The 18,136-nt window shown below is 64.5% G+C and carries 19 protein-coding genes; 6 read left to right on the top strand and 13 right to left on the bottom strand.

What is annotated here, in order from left to right; translation table 11 throughout:
• Window positions 1–50: 50 nt before the first annotated feature.
• The gene (locus A5747_RS23380; protein WP_076128747.1) at window positions 51–821 is read right to left on the bottom strand and encodes an SDR family NAD(P)-dependent oxidoreductase; all 771 of its coding nucleotides are present in this window, start codon (window positions 819–821) and stop codon (window positions 51–53) included.
• A 557-nt stretch (window positions 822–1,378) separates the two neighbouring features.
• On the opposite strand from A5747_RS23380, the gene A5747_RS25830 reads away from it, so the two are divergent.
• Together A5747_RS25830 and A5747_RS23370 are read left to right on the top strand one after the other, a co-directional pair.
• On the top strand, window positions 1,379–1,690 hold the full coding sequence (locus A5747_RS25830; RefSeq protein WP_076128744.1) for an antibiotic biosynthesis monooxygenase: 312 nt from the start codon (window positions 1,379–1,381) through the stop codon (window positions 1,688–1,690).
• A gap of 156 nt (window positions 1,691–1,846) precedes the next feature.
• Window positions 1,847–2,482 (top strand): GNAT family N-acetyltransferase, encoded by a 636-nt coding sequence (locus A5747_RS23370; protein ID WP_076128742.1) that lies wholly within the window; start codon window positions 1,847–1,849, stop codon window positions 2,480–2,482.
• Window positions 2,483–2,617: 135 nt separating this feature from the next.
• Here A5747_RS23370 and A5747_RS23365 read toward each other — a convergent pair whose 3' ends face one another.
• Together A5747_RS23365 and A5747_RS23360 are read right to left on the bottom strand one after the other, a co-directional pair.
• A complete protein-coding gene (locus A5747_RS23365) occupies window positions 2,618–3,106 on the bottom strand; it encodes a hypothetical protein (protein ID WP_076128740.1) in 489 nt (162 codons plus the stop codon).
• An 11-nt stretch (window positions 3,107–3,117) separates the two neighbouring features.
• A complete protein-coding gene (locus A5747_RS23360) occupies window positions 3,118–3,810 on the bottom strand; it encodes a winged helix-turn-helix transcriptional regulator (protein ID WP_142245706.1) in 693 nt (230 codons plus the stop codon).
• A 505-nt stretch (window positions 3,811–4,315) separates the two neighbouring features.
• Here A5747_RS23360 and A5747_RS23355 point away from each other — a divergent pair.
• Window positions 4,316–4,618: a hypothetical protein gene (locus A5747_RS23355; protein WP_233148124.1), complete on the top strand. Its 303-nt coding sequence runs from the start codon at window positions 4,316–4,318 to the stop codon at window positions 4,616–4,618.
• Window positions 4,619–5,175: 557 nt separating this feature from the next.
• On the opposite strand, the gene A5747_RS23345 is transcribed toward A5747_RS23355, so the two are convergent.
• The 3 genes from A5747_RS23345 to A5747_RS23335 form a co-directional block, all read right to left on the bottom strand.
• Window positions 5,176–5,544 (bottom strand): VOC family protein, encoded by a 369-nt coding sequence (locus tag A5747_RS23345; RefSeq protein ID WP_076128734.1) that lies wholly within the window; start codon window positions 5,542–5,544, stop codon window positions 5,176–5,178.
• An 87-nt stretch (window positions 5,545–5,631) separates the two neighbouring features.
• Entirely contained in the window at window positions 5,632–6,060 is a 429-nt protein-coding gene (locus A5747_RS23340; RefSeq protein ID WP_076128732.1) for a DUF6188 family protein, read from the bottom strand.
• 105 nt (window positions 6,061–6,165) lie between these two features.
• A complete protein-coding gene (locus tag A5747_RS23335) occupies window positions 6,166–7,119 on the bottom strand; it encodes a dipeptidase (protein ID WP_076128730.1) in 954 nt (317 codons plus the stop codon).
• A 450-nt stretch (window positions 7,120–7,569) separates the two neighbouring features.
• On the opposite strand from A5747_RS23335, the gene A5747_RS23330 reads away from it, so the two are divergent.
• From A5747_RS23330 to A5747_RS23320, 3 genes are all read left to right on the top strand, one after another.
• Complete coding sequence (locus A5747_RS23330) at window positions 7,570–8,796, top strand: acetyl-CoA acetyltransferase (RefSeq protein WP_076128729.1); 1,227 nt, start codon at window positions 7,570–7,572, stop codon at window positions 8,794–8,796.
• A gap of 1 nt (window position 8,797) precedes the next feature.
• Complete coding sequence (locus tag A5747_RS23325; RefSeq protein ID WP_076128727.1) at window positions 8,798–10,312, top strand: carotenoid oxygenase family protein; 1,515 nt, start codon at window positions 8,798–8,800, stop codon at window positions 10,310–10,312.
• A 91-nt stretch (window positions 10,313–10,403) separates the two neighbouring features.
• Window positions 10,404–10,886, top strand: coding sequence for a VOC family protein (locus A5747_RS23320; protein ID WP_076128726.1), 483 nt, complete (start codon window positions 10,404–10,406; stop codon window positions 10,884–10,886).
• Window positions 10,887–10,889: 3 nt separating this feature from the next.
• Here the strand turns inward: A5747_RS23320 and A5747_RS23315 are convergent, their stop codons facing one another.
• The 7 genes from A5747_RS23315 to A5747_RS23285 all read right to left on the bottom strand — a co-directional run bounded on the left by A5747_RS23315 (window position 10,890) and on the right by A5747_RS23285 (window position 18,112).
• Entirely contained in the window at window positions 10,890–11,324 is a 435-nt protein-coding gene (locus tag A5747_RS23315; protein ID WP_076128724.1) for a hypothetical protein, read from the bottom strand.
• A 62-nt stretch (window positions 11,325–11,386) separates the two neighbouring features.
• Window positions 11,387–12,160, bottom strand: coding sequence for a VOC family protein (locus A5747_RS23310; protein ID WP_076128814.1), 774 nt, complete (start codon window positions 12,158–12,160; stop codon window positions 11,387–11,389).
• 74 nt (window positions 12,161–12,234) lie between these two features.
• Window positions 12,235–13,458, bottom strand: coding sequence for a cyclopropane-fatty-acyl-phospholipid synthase family protein (locus tag A5747_RS23305; RefSeq protein ID WP_083700601.1), 1,224 nt, complete (start codon window positions 13,456–13,458; stop codon window positions 12,235–12,237).
• Complete coding sequence (locus A5747_RS23300) at window positions 13,442–13,915, bottom strand: SRPBCC family protein (RefSeq protein ID WP_076128723.1); 474 nt, start codon at window positions 13,913–13,915, stop codon at window positions 13,442–13,444. The genes A5747_RS23305 and A5747_RS23300 overlap by 17 nt, the downstream gene beginning before the upstream one ends.
• A 4-nt stretch (window positions 13,916–13,919) precedes the next feature.
• A complete protein-coding gene (locus tag A5747_RS23295; protein ID WP_076128721.1) occupies window positions 13,920–14,108 on the bottom strand; it encodes an antitoxin in 189 nt (62 codons plus the stop codon).
• A 33-nt stretch (window positions 14,109–14,141) separates the two neighbouring features.
• A complete protein-coding gene (locus tag A5747_RS23290; protein WP_076128719.1) occupies window positions 14,142–16,544 on the bottom strand; it encodes a cation-translocating P-type ATPase in 2,403 nt (800 codons plus the stop codon).
• Window positions 16,541–18,112, bottom strand: a complete 1,572-nt coding sequence (locus A5747_RS23285) for a serine hydrolase (RefSeq protein WP_076128717.1) — start codon at window positions 18,110–18,112, stop codon at window positions 16,541–16,543. Before A5747_RS23285 ends, A5747_RS23290 begins: the two co-directional genes overlap by 4 nt.
• Between the last annotated feature and the right edge of the window lie 24 nt (window positions 18,113–18,136).

The following is an 18,136-nucleotide window of genomic DNA, read 5'->3' as shown; positions in this document are numbered from 1 at the left end:
CTTCGTTCGCAGACTTTATGGTCGTGCCCTTATCGTTTCGGTAGGTCGGGTTAATTGCGGCCAGCCATGATTCCGCCGTCGACGTTGAGAATCGCGCCGGTAACCCAACTGGCCTCATCAGAAAGCAGATACATCACGGCGTTGGCCACGTCCGCCGGTGTGCCGACTCGTCCGAGTGGATGAAGTGGCGCGAATGTGGCCAAGGTGGCGTCGATCTCGTCCTTCGGAATGAACCCCTCGTAGAGCGGGGTCTTTACTACGGCCGGCGCGACCGCGTTGACCCGAATCTGATGCGCGGCGAGCTCGATGGCGAGATTATGGGTCAGCGCATGCAGGCCCGCCTTTTGCATCGAGTATCCCGACGATGGCGTCAGACCGATCGCCTGATGTGCCCACATGCTGCCGATGTTGACGATTGCTCCGCCCTCGCCGTTGGCGATCATGCTCGCAACAACGGTCTGCGTCAGGAAGAACAAGGCATAGTTGAGCTCCATGTATGAGTCATAGGTCAGCGCGTCGTACTCGAGAAAAGGCTTGGGAACAAAGAATCCGGCCGCATTGACCAATAGTGTCGCATCGCCGTGATCCTCGGAAAGCGCACGCTGCACATCCGCGACCGCCGCGCGATCCGTCAACTCGGCAGTGATCCCCCAGGCTTCGCCACCCCCGCCGGTCAGTTCGGTCACGGTGTCATCGACACGGTCTTTTGACCGGCCGACGATCACCGCGCTGCCACCGTGGCGCACGATATCAACCGCGACTTGCCGGCCCATACCGGCGCTGCCGCCGACGACGATGACCTTCTTTGAATCGAAGTGCATGGTGAGACCCTTCTGCTAATCATTCTCGACGACTCCTGCTGGGCCATTACCGCCTTTGCCCGGGCAAGAAGACTTGTAGCCTTGGCGACGACATACCGCGCGCATGTCGACGTTTGAACTGTCATCAGTCTGCTGTCCGGCTGGGTGAGCCGTCATCACCCCAGCGTTGTTTCACCCGGGTGAGTTCTAATGGGTCCGGGCCATGTCCCGATACGCGGTGCCCTCTTGAATTCCGTTGTCGATCACGCCGTGAGCAGCGCACCTTCCGACATCACCCGGGATGGGGGAACCGGTAGACAAGAGCGCTACTTTGCTCAGTTGCGCACGCGCAGTTGATAATTCGTCTCGGCCGCGACCACCGAGTGTGTATGCTCGCCCTGGAAAGTGGGTTGAATACTCAGAACAAGGGACGAGAACGAAAGCAGTAGCGAATGTCGTTCGAAGCGCAGGCGACTCAGCCATCAGATGCGCCGCTGCGGTACACGTATGACGGCGCCGCCAGGTAGTTACTCGATACCGTGATTGCTCACAGCATTGACGGTGAAGGAGCGTCAACCATGTACGGCTCAGATGAAGAAGTTGTGCTGATAGCCGAAGCCACGGCTTTGCCAGGCAGGAGGGACGACCTGCGGCATGCGCTTGCTCAGTTAATCCCTCAGTCGCTGGCGGAAGGAGGCGTTAGCACCTTTCGGCTCCACGAAGATCGCGATAGGCCAGGACATTTCGCGCTTTATCAGCGATTCCGCAATCAGCACGGTCTCGACCTTCACGTCCAAACCGATCATTTCGCGCTCAGCGTGGAAGCCCTGGCCCAGTTCGCCGAGGGCGGCAAGCCCCATGTCACCTTCTACCATGTCTTGAGCCGGTAAGCCCTGGTGACCCGAGCAGAAGGTTCTGACGTGAGAGGCTTTCCAACTCTGGGATGGCCCCATAGGCGTTGGCCAACGGCATCAATTCGTAATGATCAGGGGGCCCTAAAATTTGGGTGACTAGTCCCAGTTCGTGTGCACGTTCCAGGCGGCGACATGGTTGAGCATCACCACGTCGAATGGGACCCTGGTACGCGACGCATTCTGACAACCCGGCTTCTGTTGCGCCCGTGGCAAATCGACGACGACCTCGCCGCGTTTGGGATCTATGGAGCGCCGGAGGTTTCGCGTTGGCTATGTCCGGCACTGCCGTTGATACCCGACCACGCGCACATGCGCCAACTTTTGCGCGCATGGATAGCCCAGAGCGACGCAGCCGGACTGCCCCAGGGCCGATGGGCGATCACCAATCGAGACTCTGGCGATCTGGTCGGCGGAGTGGCACTCCTTCCACTTCCACCCGGCTGCGCCGATCTCGAGATCGGATGGCAGGTTGCACCGACGCTATGGGGTCACGGCTACGGCGCGGAAGCCGGTCACGCGGTGGCCCATCAAGCGTTCACTACTGTCGGTGTCAGTGAGATCTTCGCTGTCGTGCGGCCAGGCAATCATCGCGGGGCCGCCACAGCGCGGCGAGTGGGCATGGAATGGGTTGGCGAGACCGACAAGTACTACAACCTCACGCTGGAGATCTATCGCCTCAACAAAGCAGATTTGGATCTGCCAGAGCCGGCCTGTGCACCGACGCAGGGATCGCCCCAGCCCCGAAACCACGACGGTGGGCCTCATTAACTGCGGTCATCGCGTCAAGAAGCACCCGACAACCCTGTCGAGAACCGGGCCTGAGCGTGCTCGCGCCTCCGAGCCGATCGAGCTTGGCGAGTAACGGGACGCGATGTCAATCCAGTCCCGTCAGGGGCACCCAGATCAGCCGCGAGCTCCGGCAGGAGCGGACGCGGCCGCAGGTTGGTCGCGGTCCGCCAAGTGCGGCAGCCCGAGCCACTGGACGAGATCGTCGAAGCTGACCACGATTCCACCGCCGCTGAACGTCTGCTCCGAGATAAGACAGAAGCTTTTCGTCGGATCGGTGAACTGGTCCCCGAGCGCGTCGACGAGCTCTCGGTTCACCCGCATCGCGATATCCGCCCGGCGCGCGTCATCCATCGACCCATGCGGCACGCTTATCCGAGTGAGAACGCGTGGCTCGTCGCTCCTTGACTGCACCTGGCTGCCGACCGACCAGCTGCCCTCCGGCATTTCGTGGATCAGCATCCAGGTGATCGCCTGGGCCAAGGGCGATTCGTCGTAGGTTGCGCCCTCGGCCTCGAGCACCTGGCGGCTGACGTTGTTGTGGAGGGTTTGCTTGGTCTCATCGTCGAGCAGGCCCTCCGGGACATACATCTCAATGAACGGCACGTCGAACCTCCCTATTGATGTTGCGGGAGCTCACTCGACACCTTGGCGGACGGGGTTCGACCGGCGCCGAAGAGTGCGAGTGCGCGATCGGCGGCGTGGCGGTCGCCGCGGAGCGTTGCCCGCCCTTGCTCGAAGAGATCTTTGGGTTTGAGTTGACCCGAAGCGATGCCCCCGAGGTCCGAAAGTGCCACCTCGAGAGTGAAATCCGGCTTCCGCGGACGCTTTTGGGTTATTTGGATGTCGCCGTCGTCGACGGTGATCCAGAACGTAATTTCGTTGTCCACGCAAAACTCGTAGCAGCCGTGAACTCCTGCGGCGGCTTCGGGATGGAAGGCGGACCGGATCGCGAAGAACAGCCAATCGGGCGAAAACGTGTCGGCCTTGGTTGGGTCCAGAAACATTGCGCCCCAGGCTGCCAACGGTTGAAGGGCACGGGCTAAGGCTTTTCCTCGGGCGGTGAGGCGATACACGACGCCACCCCGGCCTTTGCCGCTGATCGCCCGCTCGATGATCCCGTCGTCCTCGAGGTTTTTCAGCCGCTCGGACAGCAGGCTGGTGCCCAAACCCGGCAAGCCGTCGAGGATCTCACCGAACCGGCGCGGGCGTATCGCCAGATCGCGCACGATCAACAGCATCCACCGCTCGCCCACCAGGTCGAGTGCCCGGGCAAGCCCGCAGTACTGGCTATAGCTGCGACGTGTCACCGATCCCACCTTACGGTCCACACGAGGACGATACTACCGGAAATCCTTGATTACTTACAAATGATGTTGCATACTTCGAAAATAGGTAGCATCCGGGGTGGTTGTAGCCGCCCGAGCTAGGAACCGCCGGTGCTGCGAAGACGGCCGATCAAGGAGGACCCAAATGTCCGTAATAGCCGACACACGAACCAACACATCCGAAGAAGAAGTCGAGGTCAGTCCGTCACTGGCGCCGGACGTCACCGCCGACCACGAACCCGGTCGAACGGCAGGCGCCGTGCCATTGCGGCCCATTCCTTCGCGGGACGGCGTTATCCCAACTGTTCCCGCGACGAGGCCCGCAGTCAGGTTTTCACCGCGAGATCTCCGCCCGCCGCGGCACTATCCACCGCGCTTGGACTTCCTCGATCCCTCTGAGACCGGGCGAACGATGGATCCAAGTTCCTGGCTAGTGGGCGCAAAATCAGCGACGCCACACGCAGAGGCAAATGTGTCTACTCGACGCGTGGTCATCGTCGCGGTTGGCCTTTTGTTGCTGATCGGCGGTCTGTTCGCGCTTCGCTCCCCGGTATTCCTCGGCGACTTCGACCAGTGGGGTTTCCAAATCAATTGCGGCAGCGGGCTTCACAACGCATTAGGCCAGGCCATGACCGCGGACTCGACCGGAACCCATTTCGTCGATCGATGCGGCAGCGCCATAGCGGCGCGTCGCGCCTGGAGCATCCCTCTAGCTGTGGCCGGCGGACTAATCCTCAGCGCCCTGCTGGTTAGCCCGTCGCGCGGCCGTTCAGCGAAGGACCTTCCCTAGCTATTTATTGCCGAAAAAGGCCGAGTTTATTGACTTAGACGAAAGTAAAATAATTAATGACTTAGACGAAAGTTTAATAAGAAAATGATTGGCAAAACCCGGTTTCATAATTAGAAATTGCGGGTACTGGACCGCCGTGTCACGCAATTCGGGGGTAACAACAGATCGAACTAGGTTTCATCGCGATCGCGCGCGCGGGGTGGCTGCCGGGGACGGCGGTCGCGCGCCCGTTGCGCACACAAACACGTACGTCGCTGCGGCGGCCGGCGTAGCCGTCGCCGTCCCGTTCATCGCATCGGTGGTACTGGGAGCGCCGGCTGCTCGCGCTGACCTGGGCATGGGCGGGGACGGCTACCTTCGTTGCATAGACCGCGCGGGGGTTCCGCCGAAGCAAAACGCAGATGACTGGTCGCCCACGATCAACATTATTGAGTTCAATCTCAATGGCGCTTTATCCCCTGCCGAAGTAGCCCAGAGATTAACGGCCATGGGAGTCAAGCCGCACGACGCCACTGCAGAAGTGCAGTGCGTTATGACCAACCTTTGGTGACCCGGGGTTATCGCAGCTTCTGCGCGAATTCAATGATGTTGCCGTCCGGGTCGGCGATGTGCAGCGTCCTCTCGCGCCATGGCCGGTCCACCGGTCCGCTGAGGATCTCGACACCGAGGCCTTTCAACCGCTCCGCTTCCTGGTCTACGTCGTCGATCAGGAAACCGATCTCGCCGCATGGCGGGTTGCCACCCTCGCGGCCGATGAGTTCCGGAAGCTTGGACCGCTCGAAAAGCGAGAACTTGGTGTTCGCCATCTCGAACTCGACGTAGCCGTCACCCTCGATCCGTGTCTTGAGCCCTATCACGTCGCGGTAAAACGCCACTGAGCGTCCGAGCGATTCGACATATTGGATGACGTAGTCCACCCGAGGCATGACGTACACGGTATCGGCTCCCGAAGCGCACAGAAAGACTGCGCCGCAACCGGTTTCGCCTAGGCCCAGCTCGCGCCGCTCGTCAGCTCACTCGGCGCGGCCGGTTTCGGCCACGTCATAGCGCACCACCCGCATCTCACCGTTCGGCAGGCAGGCGGCGTAACCGTGGTACTTGCCATACAGCTCCCACGCGGCGACGTTTTCATTGGGCGGCACGTCGATCTTGTGACCGTCGGCGAACTCCAGATGGAGATCTCCGGTGTCGTACCAGACAGCGCCCGTGCATTTTTCCCCGGCGAAATCGAAGAGCGGACGCACCTGGTCCGCTGGGTCGTTCGGGTCGATTGCAACCACTTCTGCGGGAGAGGTTTCGATGGCTGGCAGCGTCAGACGCATCGGTACGGTGATCACAAGCTCGTTGTAATCCTCGAAATTCAGCACCAGACCGTCGCGGAACATGATCCGCTGTACCGCACAGCCCTCAAGCCACTGCTCGATTGTTTTCTGTTCGGTCATACATTCCACTCTGGCCTCAATTTGTCACATGCACAAGCGTGTGTGTCATATGCGAAACCGCCGAAATGCGGCGGGCGGAGCAGGCGCGAAAGATTCTTATGATCGTTAGTTACGCCAGGCTTGTTGTGCCACCCGACGGAAGTTCCCGCCAAGGACGGCTTGCAGGTCGGCGGCACTCCACCCGCGCCGGCGCAGGTGTTCCTCGAGCCCCAGGAAGGTTTCGGGCGGCATCCATTGGATTGGGCCCCAACTGGTGTAGCTGTCGTCGAACAAGTGCGGGTTGCGCGCGAGTTCCTCGTTGAAATCGGCGAAATCGAACGAGAAGTCGGTGCTAACACCGACGTGATCGATACCGACCAATTCAATGACGTATTCAAGGTGCCGGGTCATGGCCTCGAGAGTCGGAGTGTTGGGCCCGAGAAAAATGCCGACCCCGGTGATTCCGACGACACCGCCGGTGGCCGCACAGGCGCGGGCTTGATCGTCGGTGATATTGCGCGGGTGCTCCCAAACCGCCCGCATGCAGGAATGACTATAGATCACCGGACCTCGAGAAACCTCACACATGTCGAGTCCGGTGCGGGTGCTGCAGTGCGATCCGTCCGGAACGATTCCGGCGCTGTTCATCTCGGAAACGAGGGAGCGGCCCCACGCGGTCAGGCCACCGTCGACGCCGTCCAAGCAACCACTGCCGGCGCGGTTGGCGTGGTTGTACGTCGGCAGCAGCGTGCGGACCCCGAGATCGACCAAAGTGGCCAGGTTGTCGAGGTCGCCGTCGAGCGGAGCGCAGTCCTCCAGGTCGAAGACAACCGCGATGCGACCGCTACCGGCGATCGCGTCGACCTCCTGGACGCTGCCCGCCAACTCCAGGCCTGGATGCAGCTTGACCGCGCCGCGATAGTGGCGCAACAACGCGGTCGTATCGCCCAGACTGTGCGGCGCATATCCGGCGTTGACCGATACGAGCGCTCCCCCGGCGCGCCGGTATCGGCCCAGCAGGTCGATGTCGGCATCGGTCTGCAGCGGCAGACAGGTGTGCTGCTCCCACAACAAGGTCATCAATATCGATATTGCACCAGCTTCTCGCTGCGAGGTGGATATCGCCGCTATGACCTGCGACGGACCCGATCGGGACCTCCGGGTAGACGAGTCCGCCAACGACGGCGACCCGAGGTGAGTATGCGTAATGAGTTGCAGCCCAATCGATCCGACACCGCCGCCGACGCGCCGGAATCGCCAACCTTGTCGAAGGCGCTGTCTAGCCTCCAAACACCTCGCTGAGCAGTGGAAAGCCCGCATTCGGAAGGGGCAGCCCGGCTTCGCAGGCTGGCTCGTGTGTTTGCCTTTCGTCAGGGGTGGTAATGCCCCAAACGGGTGAGCGTGTTGGCCGGCCTACGCGCACACCTAGGTCCCGTCGGTTCAGCCCGAGAGCCGACGGGTCCGCATTTGAGCTCCTGAGCGCTTCGCATACGGCCGTTCGGCCGCGCCATCAGGAGTAGCGTGCGGCGTATGGATGGCTCGGCAGACGTGTGGATTCTCGGGGGCTACCAAAGCGATTTCGCCCGCAACCTCTCCAAAGAAAACCGCGATTTCGCGGCCTTGACCGCCGAGGTCGTCGAATGCACCCTCGCCTCGGCCAAGCTGGACGCCGCCGACATCGGAGTGGTCCACGTTGGAAATGCCTTCGGCGAGATGTTCGCCGGCCAGGGCCACCTCGGCGCGATGCCGGCCACGGTCTGCGACGACCTCTGGGACACACCGGCCGCTCGGCACGAGGCCGCATGCGCGTCCGGCAGCGTGGCGGCGTTGGCTGCGATGGCCGATCTGCGCTCGGGCTCCTATGACAGCGCGCTCGTGGTGGGGATCGAACTGGAAAAGACCGTGCCCGGCGACACCGCCGCCAAGCATCTGGGCGCCGCCGCATGGACCGGACACGAGGGCGCCGGCGCGCGCTACCTGTGGCCGTCGATGTTCGCGCAGATCGCCGACGAATACGAGCGGCGCTACGGCTTGGACGAGACCCATCTGCGGGCCATCGCCCAGCTCAACTTCGCCAACGCCCGCCGCAACCCCAACGCCCAGACCCGCGGCTGGACTGTCCCTGAACCCATCACCGACGACGACGCGACCAACCCGATCACCGAGGGCCGGCTAAGGCGCTTCGACTGCAGCCAAATGACCGACGGCGGCGCGGGAGTGGTCCTGGTGAACGACGACTACCTGCGCGATCATCCCGATGCGCGCCCAATCGGCCGCATCGACGGCTGGGGACATCGCACCGTCGGGCTCGGCCTGCGACAAAAACTCGACCGCACCGCAGACGATCCCTACGTGCTGCCGCACGTGCGGGCCGCGGTGCTCGACGCGTTGCGCCGCGCCCGGGTGACCCTCGACGACCTAGACGGGATCGAGGTCCACGACTGCTTCACCCCCAGCGAGTACCTGGCCATCGACCACATCGGGCTCACCGGTCCCGGCGAATCGTGGAAGGCGATCGAAAACGGCGAGATCGAGATCGGCGGCCGGCTGCCGATCAACCCCAGCGGGGGCCTGATCGGCGGCGGACACCCCGTCGGGGCTTCCGGCGTGCGGATGCTGCTGGATGCGGCCAAGCAAGTCAGCGGCGCGGCCGGCGAGTACCAGGTCGAAGACGCGAAAACCTTTGGCACCCTGAACTTCGGCGGCAGCACCGCCACCACGGTCAGTTTCGTTGTCAGCACCACCGAAGGCTCGTGACATGGATGTTGAGATCGTCGGCAAGTTCCTGTCCACACTGCCCGAGGACGACGACCACCCGTACCGGACCGGGCCGTGGCGGCCGCAGACCACCGAGTGGGACGCCGACGATCTCGTCGCCGTAGCGGGCGAGATCCCGCGCGACCTGGACGGCGTCTACCTCCGCAACACCGAGAACCCGCTGCACCCGGCGTTGAAGACGTACCACCCGTTCGACGGCGACGGGATGCTGCATGTGGTCGGTTTCCGCGACGGAAAAGCGTTCTACCGCAACCGCTTTGTGCGGACCGACGGATTTCTGGCCGAGAACGAGGCCGGCGAGCCGCTGTGGCCGGGGCTGGCCGAGCCGGTGCAATTGGCCAAGCGGGACGACGGCTGGGGCGCGCGCACCCGGATGAAGGACGCGTCGAGCACTGACGTGATCGTTCACCGCGGCATCGCGCTGACCAGCTTCTACCAGTGCGGCGACCTCTACCGGATCGACCCGTACTCGGCCAACACCCTCGGCAAGGAAACCTGGAACGGACGCTTCCCGGTCGACTGGGGTGTCTCCGCGCACCCGAAGGTCGACCACAAGACCGGCGAACTGTTGTTCTTCAGCTACAGCAAGCAGGACCCGTACATGCGCTACGGCGTCGTCGACCAGAACAACGACCTGGCCCACTACGTCGACATCCCGCTACCCGGACCGCGGCTGCCGCACGACATGGCGTTCACCGAAAACTACGCCATCCTCAACGATTTCCCGCTTTTCTGGGATCCGAGGCTGCTCGGACACGACGTGCACCTGCCGCGCTTCTACCCCGACATTCCGTCGCGCTTCGCGGTGATTCCGCGCCGCGGCGGCACCGACGACATCCGATGGTTCGAGGCGGACCCGACGTTCGTGCTGCACTTCACGAACGCCTACGAAGACGGCGACGAGATCGTGCTCGACGGCTTCTTCGAAGGCGATCCGCAGCCGCTCGACACCGGCGGAACCAAATGGGAGAAGCTCTTTCGCTTTTTGGCGCTGGATCGCCTGCAGGCCCGGCTGCACCGCTGGCGCTTCAACCTGGTCACCGGCGAGGTCAAGGAAGAGCGGCTGTCGGAGTCCATCACCGAATTCGGCACGATCAACCCCGCCTACGCCGCCACAGATTACCGCTACACCTACGCCGCCACCGGCAAGCCCGGCTGGTTCCTGTTCGACGGGCTGGTCAAACACGATGTGCGCACCGGCAGCCAGGAGGGATTCTCCTTCGGCGACGGTGTCTACGGCAGCGAGACCGCGATGGCGCCACGCGTGGGATCTACTAGCGAGGACGACGGCTACCTGATCACTCTGACCACCGACATGAACGCCGATGCCTCCTACTGCGTGATCTTCGACGCCGCCCGGATCGGCGACGGGCCCGTGTGCAAACTTCAACTGCCCGAACGCATTTCCAGCGGCACGCATTCGACATGGGCTCCCGGTGAACAGCTGCGGCGCTGGGACACGGCGGAGTCGGCGGCGGCCGCCATCGGGCTATGATGCGATCGGGCCGCTCACCGAGCCTGTAATACGGCAGGAAAAGTGCGAGTAGCGGCCTGCAAAATTACAGGCTCGGCGAATCGGAGTAGGAGTGGACCAGCACAAGCAGCGCCGGACGACGCATTGGCCACTGGAATTGGCGTCGATCGGCGCCCTTCGCTTCGCCCGGCGCTCGTCGAACTTCGAAGAGACAGTGCGCTTTTACCGCGAGCTGGTGGGGCTGCCGCTCTACGAGACGTTCGAGGCCAGCTACGGCAGCAACGGCGCGATCTTCGGCCTGCCCAGCTGGAACCTGACGATGGAAATCGTCGAGGCGGACGAGGACATCGCGGTGGACGGTCACGAGCAGCTGTGCCTGTACTTCCCGGACAAGCACGCCCAGCGAGCCGCGATCGCACGCCTGCAGCAGGCGGGGCAGGAGCCCGTCGAGCAGCACCCGTACTGGGAGGCGACGGGTGCGGTCACCTACCGCGACCCCGACGGACGCGAAGTCGTGTTCGCGCCCTTCGTGTTCGGCGTCAACGAACCCGACGGCAGTTCCGCCTCAGGCAAGCACGACTTCCCGCCCGCCTGAGGTTCAGCGGGGAAGCCGACCGGACGCGAGCGCGGCGATCACCGAGAAAAGCGAGCAGACCACCGCGCAACCCCCGCTGACCGCACCCACGTAAAGCCCGTAGTCGGCGGACACTGGCGGGTTGACGTTGAGCTTGTAGTACCACACCGTCAGCGCCAACAGCAGCAGCGAAATAACCAGCGCGGCAATCGAAGCGACCCGCACCGACAGCCCGCGGCCCGCCATCGCCCCGGCGACCAACAGCGTCGAGGACAGCAACACGATGAGCTGCCCCGCCCCGAACCCCCGCGGGAGTTCCAGGTTGCCGTGGGTACCGCCGATGGCGTTGGCCCAGCCGCCGCCGTTGACCGCCGTCGTCAGCCACGGCATCCACGCGCTGACCGAGATCAACAAGGCGAAAAACGCCACCAGCCAACCGGGGTGCAGGCGGCGAGTCATGGTTTCGACAGTAATAGGACCTCGAACCACTCGTCGCTCGCCACGCGGCGTGACGACCGCGGCTAGCTCTCCAGCGACGACAAGTTGAAGATCACACCCGTCGGGTCGGTCGCCGCGGCCAGCCGACCGTAGGGGGTGTCCTCGGCGCCCCGCACCACGGCCCCGCCGTTGTCGGCGATCACGCGCAGCGTCTTGTCGACATCCTCGGCCCCGAAGAAGATGCTCCAATTCGACGGCACCCCCTCGGGGAGGAAGCCGCTGCCATCCATCATTCCGAGCAACTGCTGATCGCCGAACGACGCTGTGGCGTACCGGAATTCGTCTGTGTCGGAAACCTGATCGGTCTGCCACCCGAAGACCTCGCGGTAGAAGTCGACCGCGGCGCGGTAATCGCGGGTGGTCAGTTGATGCCACACCGGGGAGCCGGCCTCACCGATCACCTCGAACCCGCGGTGCTCCAACGGCTGCCACAGCCCGAAGACCGCGCCCGACGGATCGCTCGCCAGGCCCATGTGGCCCTTGGCGGGGATCTCCATCGGCCCCATGCACGCCATGCCGCCCGCCGCAGTCGCGGCCGCCATCGTCGCGTTGACGTCGGCGGTGTGGAAGTAGGTGGCCCAGTTGTCCGGAGCGCCGAACTCGGGCCGGTTGGCCATCAGCCCGGCCACGGGGTGGCCGTCCTTGGCGGCGTTGACGTATCCCCCGTACTCGGGACCGGCGGACTCGAAGGTCCAGCCGAACACCGTGCCGTAAAAGTCCTGGGCGCGGTCGAGGTCCGACGTCGTCAAATCGATCCAGCAGGGAGCGCCCAGCGGCGCGCCGTCACGAATGGGCACGATCTCCTCCATCAGGTGTCGCAGTGCCCCGCGGTCGCGGGTTCTCACATATCGACTCGCGGCAAACCGGAAACTCATCGAGGCTTGGCTGCCAAGATCTGATCCACACCCATCCGGCCTTCCTCGAAGGCCAGGCCGCCGCCGGCCAGGTACAGCCGCCACACCCGGGCGACCTCTTCACCCTGCAACGCCACGAATTCGTCGAAGCGGCTCTCCAGCGTGTTCAGCCAATGTTCGGCGGTGCGCGCGTAGTGCTCGCGCATCGCCGCGACCGAACGGATCTCCAGGCCCGCGTCCTGCAGGTAACGCAGGGTCTGCCAGAGCGGCCGCATGTGCATGTCGGGCGCGATGTAGGCCTCGATGAACGCTCCTCCGCCCGGCGCGGCATCGGCGCGCCGGGACATCTGCTGCAGCAACAGCCTGCCGCCGGGCCGCAGCGCGCGATCGAGGATCGCGATGTAACTGGGATATAGCCGCTCGCCCACGTGCTCGCCCATCTCGACGGACGCGACCGCGTCGAACGTCTCATCGCTCAGATCGCGATAGTCCTGGAGTCGGACCTCGACGCGGTCGGCCAGACCACGCTCGGCGGCGCGGGCGAGGGTGAAATCGCGCTGCTGCGCCGACAGCGTGATCCCCACGGAGCGCACCCCGTGGCGGTGCGCCGCGTGCAGGATCAGCGATCCCCAACCACAGCCGACGTCCAGCAGCCGCATCCCCGATTTGAGGTCGAGCTTGCGGCAGATCATGTCCAGCTTCGCCGTCTGCGCGTCGTGCAGCGACTGGCCCGGACGGGTGAAATACGCCGCCGAGTACGCCATGTGCTCGTCGAGCAGTAGCCGGTAGAAATCGTTGGACAGGTCGTAGTGGTGCGCGATGACGGCGCGATCGCGGCGCCGGGCATGCAGCCGGCCCGACAGCCGCGCCTCGCTGGCCGGCGCCTTGGGCGGCGGGCCGATTACCCCCAGCCGCACCGCGTGCAGCGCCGCCAGCGCCCGAGCCTGGGGCGGAAGCGTCGCGCTGGTACCGGGGCGCGATCGGGCCAGCCGCCAGGCCCGCCGCAATCCCTCGGTCAGGTCACCCTCAACATCGATGTCACCGGTCACATAGGCGCGAGCGAGGCCGAGTTCGCCTGGGCGCCACAGCAATCGGCGCAGGGCGCGCCGCGACCGCAATACCAGGACCGGGCCGTCGTCCGGGCCGATCTCGCTTCCGTCCCACGCGCGAATGCAGACGGGCGGGTCGACGCCGGCGGTGGTTCGAAGCAGATCCGCCAGGCGATTAGCGACCGGAGCCACGATCCCCGTTCAGGCGCGGATTGGGTCCGGTGAACACGGTGACGAAGTTCTCCAGGGATTCGCGGATATCGCTTCGCAGCGCCGCGGCGACGATCATGCCGATCGGACCGAACAGCGCGGGCCCACCGAGGTGCACGTCGAAGCTGACGACGGAGCCGTCGTCCTTCGGCGCGACTTTGGCCATCAGCTTGACCTTCACCCCGCCGACGCCGTCGCCGTTGAGGGTCATGCCTTCCGGCGGCTTGTAGCGCACGACCGTCCAGCGGATCCGGTTGTACATGCCCTTGACCTCGACGATCGACTCGACGACCGTGCCCTTCTCGATCTGGTCGGGTAGCGTGCTGCGCCACACCCGGTGGATGGTCAGCCACTCCCGATACCGGGAGAGATCGGAGGCATGCTTCCAGGCCTCTTCGGGCGCCAGGGGTACGTCGATTGATCCGGAGAGTTTGGCCATGCGCTCAGTTCTGTTGGTCGCCCTTGGCGGCCGAGTCGGCGGCCTTCTTGGCCTCCTCCTGCACCTTGTGGATGGTGTCGGAGTATTTGCCCTGCGTCTTTTCGTCGACGAAGTCGCCGGCCTTGTCGATCGCCTCCCCGACCTTGTCGGCGTTCTGCGACAACACGTCCTTCGCCTTGTCCAAGAATCCCATGCGCCGTTCCTTCCCCGCTGATTGCCAGGAATTCTACTTGGCAGCCCGCGGCGGCTCCCGCCACAACTGCGGTCGCACGCCGAGGATCCTGGCCCTGATCCACCACGTCGCCTCGATCGCGGCGGCACCCAGCACCCCGATGCCGAGGGCGGTCGACGTCACCACCACATTCGAGGGGTCGAGCAGGAACTTCTCCCGAGCCAGCGGGATGCTGAAGATCGCCACGTACGCCAGTCCGGAGGCAATTACTAGGCCTATCCGCCACCACTGGTAGGGACGCGCGACCACCGCCAGCACCCACAGCGCCGTCACCAGCAACGTGATCAGCGCCGCGGTCGAGGCTTGCTCTTGTTGGGCAAAAGTGGCATGGCGACCGTGGTAGGCCAGCAGGTAGGAGACAAAGGTCGCGACACCGACGATGAGTCCGGACGGGAGCGCTGACGTCAACACGCGCCGCACGAAGCCGGGTTGTGCGCGCTCGGTGTTGGGTGCGAGCGAAAGGATGAACGACGGGATTCCGATCGTGAACCATGCCGCGATGGTCACGTGGATCGGCTGAAACGGATACAGCAGCGGGTCCGCTTTGAGCGGTTTGGAAAACAGGCATTCGATGCCCACGAACAGCGCCAGCAGCACCGAATACACGGTCTTGGTCAAGAACAGGTTCGCGACCCGCTCGATGTTGCCGATCACCCGCCGGCCTTCGCCAACGACGTGCGGAAGTGTGGCAAATCGGTTGTCCAGCAATACAATTTGCGCCACCGCTCGCGACGCCGGGCTCCCGGCGCCCATCGCGACGCCGATATCGGCGTCCTTGAGGGCCAGCACATCGTTGACGCCATCGCCGGTCATCGCCACCGTGTGACCACGCGATTGCAGGGCACGGACGATGGCACGTTTCTGGTCTGGCCGCACTCGGCCGAAGGTGGTGTGCGACTCCAGCGCATCGGCCAGTTCGTCGGGCTCCGCCGGCAGTCGACGCGCGTCCATCGTCTCGCCGTGTAGCCCGAGGCTGTTGGCGACGGCGCCCACGGATACCGCATTGTCACCGGAGATGACCTTGACCGAAACGCCCTCGGCAGCAAAGTAATCCAGGGTCTTACGAGCGTCCGGCCGCACCTTCTGCTCAAGTACCACCAGCGCGACCGGCGTGACTTTGCCCGGAGCGTCCGGATGATTCACCGCCACCGCGCAGGTACCCAGGAGAAGTACCCGAAGCCCCTGGGCGCCGATACGGTCCGCCTGCTCCGCGGCTGCCGACGCCGGTTCGAGCAGCACATCGGGCGCGCCGATCACCCAGTTGCCGTGGTCGCGATAGGACACGCCACTCCACTTGGTGGCCGACTTGAAAGGCGCGGTCGCGGTGGCGATCCAGCCGGGCGGCTGGTCATAGGCCTCCGCGATCGCCTGCATGCTCGCGTTGGGGCGCGCATCGGCGGCGGCCAGCGAGGCCAGCGCATCGGCGACGGATTGTTCCGCCGGGCCGAATTGCTCGACGCCGGAGATCCGCATGCCGCTTTCGGTCAGCGTGCCCGTTTTGTCGGCACAGACCACGTCGACGCGGGCCAACCCCTCGATCGCAGGCAATTCCTGCACCAGGCACCGGCGCTGACCGAGCCTGACGACGCCCATCGCGAAGGCGACCGAGGTCAGCAGGACAAGGCCTTCGGGCACCATGGGCACCAGCGCGCCCACCGTCCGCAGCACGGACTGCCGCCACCCGGCATGCGTGGTGAAGAATTGGGTGTAGATGGTCAGCAATCCGGCGGGCACCAACACGTAGGTGACGAACTGCAGAATCCGGTTGATGCCGTTGCGCAGTTCGGATTTAACCAGGGTGAACTTGCTGGCTTCCTCCGCGAGCTGGGCGGCATACGCGTCCGGGCCGACCTTGGTGGCGCGGTATGCCCCGGTGCCGGCGACGACGAAGCTGCCCGACATCACCGCGTCGCCGACGTCCTTGTCGATAGCGTCCGACTCGCCGGTCAGCAGCGATTCGTCGACCTCCAGGTTCTCCTTCTCGAGGATCTCGCCGTCCACGACGATCTGATCCCCGGGACCGAGCTCGATGACGTCGTCGAGCACCACGTCGCTGGGTGGCAGCGCTCGTGTCCCGGATTGCCTGCGCACCAACGGTTTCGCCTGTCCGATGATCGCCAGCTTGTCCAGCGTCTGCTTGGCCCGGATCTCCTGCACCGCGCCGATGACGCTGTTGGCGATGATGAGCAGGCCGAACAACCCGTTGATCGCCGAGCCCGTCGCCAACACGATCACCAGCAGCACGCCCAGAATGGCGTTGATACGGGTGAAGACATTGGCCCGAACGATGTCCGCGACGCTTCGTGCGGCACGTTGCCGAACAGCGTTGGTCGCGCCTTCGGCCACCCGCTGCGCCACCTCGGCAGCGGTCAGGCCTTCGATCACGGATGAGCTCATCGGGTAAACGTCCCCAGCTTGTTTGCGTCGTAATACTCGAGGTTCAGCGTGTTTCCGGCGAAGGTTGCCTTGGAAACCGTTCCGGGCGGGGCATTTTCGTTCGTCAGCGCGAAGGTGAAGGTGTCGCCGTCCCAGTGGGTCAGGGTGAACTTCTGGTTTTTCGGCCCGAGCTCCAACTGCAGGGCGCCGTCACGTTCGCTCACGATCGCCGGGCCCCAGTAGTCATTGCTGTACGTTCCCGCGTAATCGCTCAGCGGCCTCGCCGGTGCGGGGTTGGCCGGGGGTTTCTCGCCGACCAGCGAACCCTCAGGGTTGTTGATCGGGGCGATCGCGTTCTTGTACACAGACGCCCAGTCTTCGCGAATCTGCCCGTACTGCACCAGATCCATGAATTGCGCGGTCAGCGTCTCCGGCACGCCGAATGGCGCGGCGTTGGTCAGGGCGATGATGGCGAGGTCCTCGGACGGCATCACCACGAAGTTCGTCGATTCCCCCAAGGTGAACGCGCCCGAATGGCTGTACGTCGTGCGGCCCGACGAGTTCACCGACACCGCGAACCCGTGGCCGTAGAAACTCGCCCGCGACTTCGGCGTCGTCGGGGGCCTCGAGACGGCCTGCGGGGTAACGGCGGGCAGCAGCGCCTCCGGCGAGGTGATCCGCTGCCCGTTGTACGTCCCGTTGGCGAGCAACATCGTCAACCAGCGGGCCATGTCGTTGACCGACGAACTCACCCCGGCGGCGGGAGACTGCGGATCAGGATCCCGCTGAAACCGCGGCTCCCACTTGTCGCCGACTTTGACGTGGTTGACGGCGCGGTTGGGCCGGGCCAGGAAGTCGGCGAACCGCGAACTCGTCGATGCCATCCCCAGCGGGCGATAGAGCACCTCGTCGGACAGGTCCGCCCACGGCTTGGCTGCGGCGGCCGCGACCTCCTCGGCGGCGGCCGTCAGCCCAAAGTTGGTGTAGGCGTAGCTGATTCGGAAGGGCTCCAGCGGCAGATACCGCAGCCGCTCGAGGGTCTGGCGGCGGTCGTAGTCCAGATCCTCGAGCCGGTCACCGGCGTGGTCGGGCAGCCCGGAGCGATGCGAGTACAGGTCGGCGACGGTCACGTGGCTACTGACGTAGGGATCGGACAGCTCGAACCACGGCAGCTTGGAGACGACGGGCGTGTCCCAGCCGATCACGTTGTCCGTCACTTCATGCGCCACTACCGTCGCTCCGACCGACTTGGAGATCGACGCCAGCTGGAAGACTGTGTCGGCGTCGACCTTGTTGCCTCGGCCGTCACCCTTGCTTGCGTCTTTTACGCCGAATCCCTTGGCGTACAACGTCTTTCCACTGTGAACGATCGCCACTGCCATGCCCGGGACACCGGAGTTCTTCATCAGGTCGTTCACCAGGCCGTCGACCTTGGCGACGGCGCCGTCGATACGGCCCGCGGGGATGTCCAAGCCCGAAAACTCATCGGGCGACGCGTCGGACAGCGGGCTCGATGCCGGGGCGGGCCCACATCCCGTCAGCGCCAGCAAGGCCACCACGACAGCGGCCGTTGCCGCGCGTTTCGTCATGGCCGCAAACTTTAGCCCCGGCGG

This window comes from Mycobacterium sp. IS-836 (genome assembly GCF_001954275.1).
Taxonomy (GTDB): Bacteria; Actinomycetota; Actinomycetes; order Mycobacteriales; family Mycobacteriaceae; genus Mycobacterium.
Note: the sequence above shows the minus strand (reverse complement) of the source record. Positions and strands in the feature narration are given on the sequence as shown.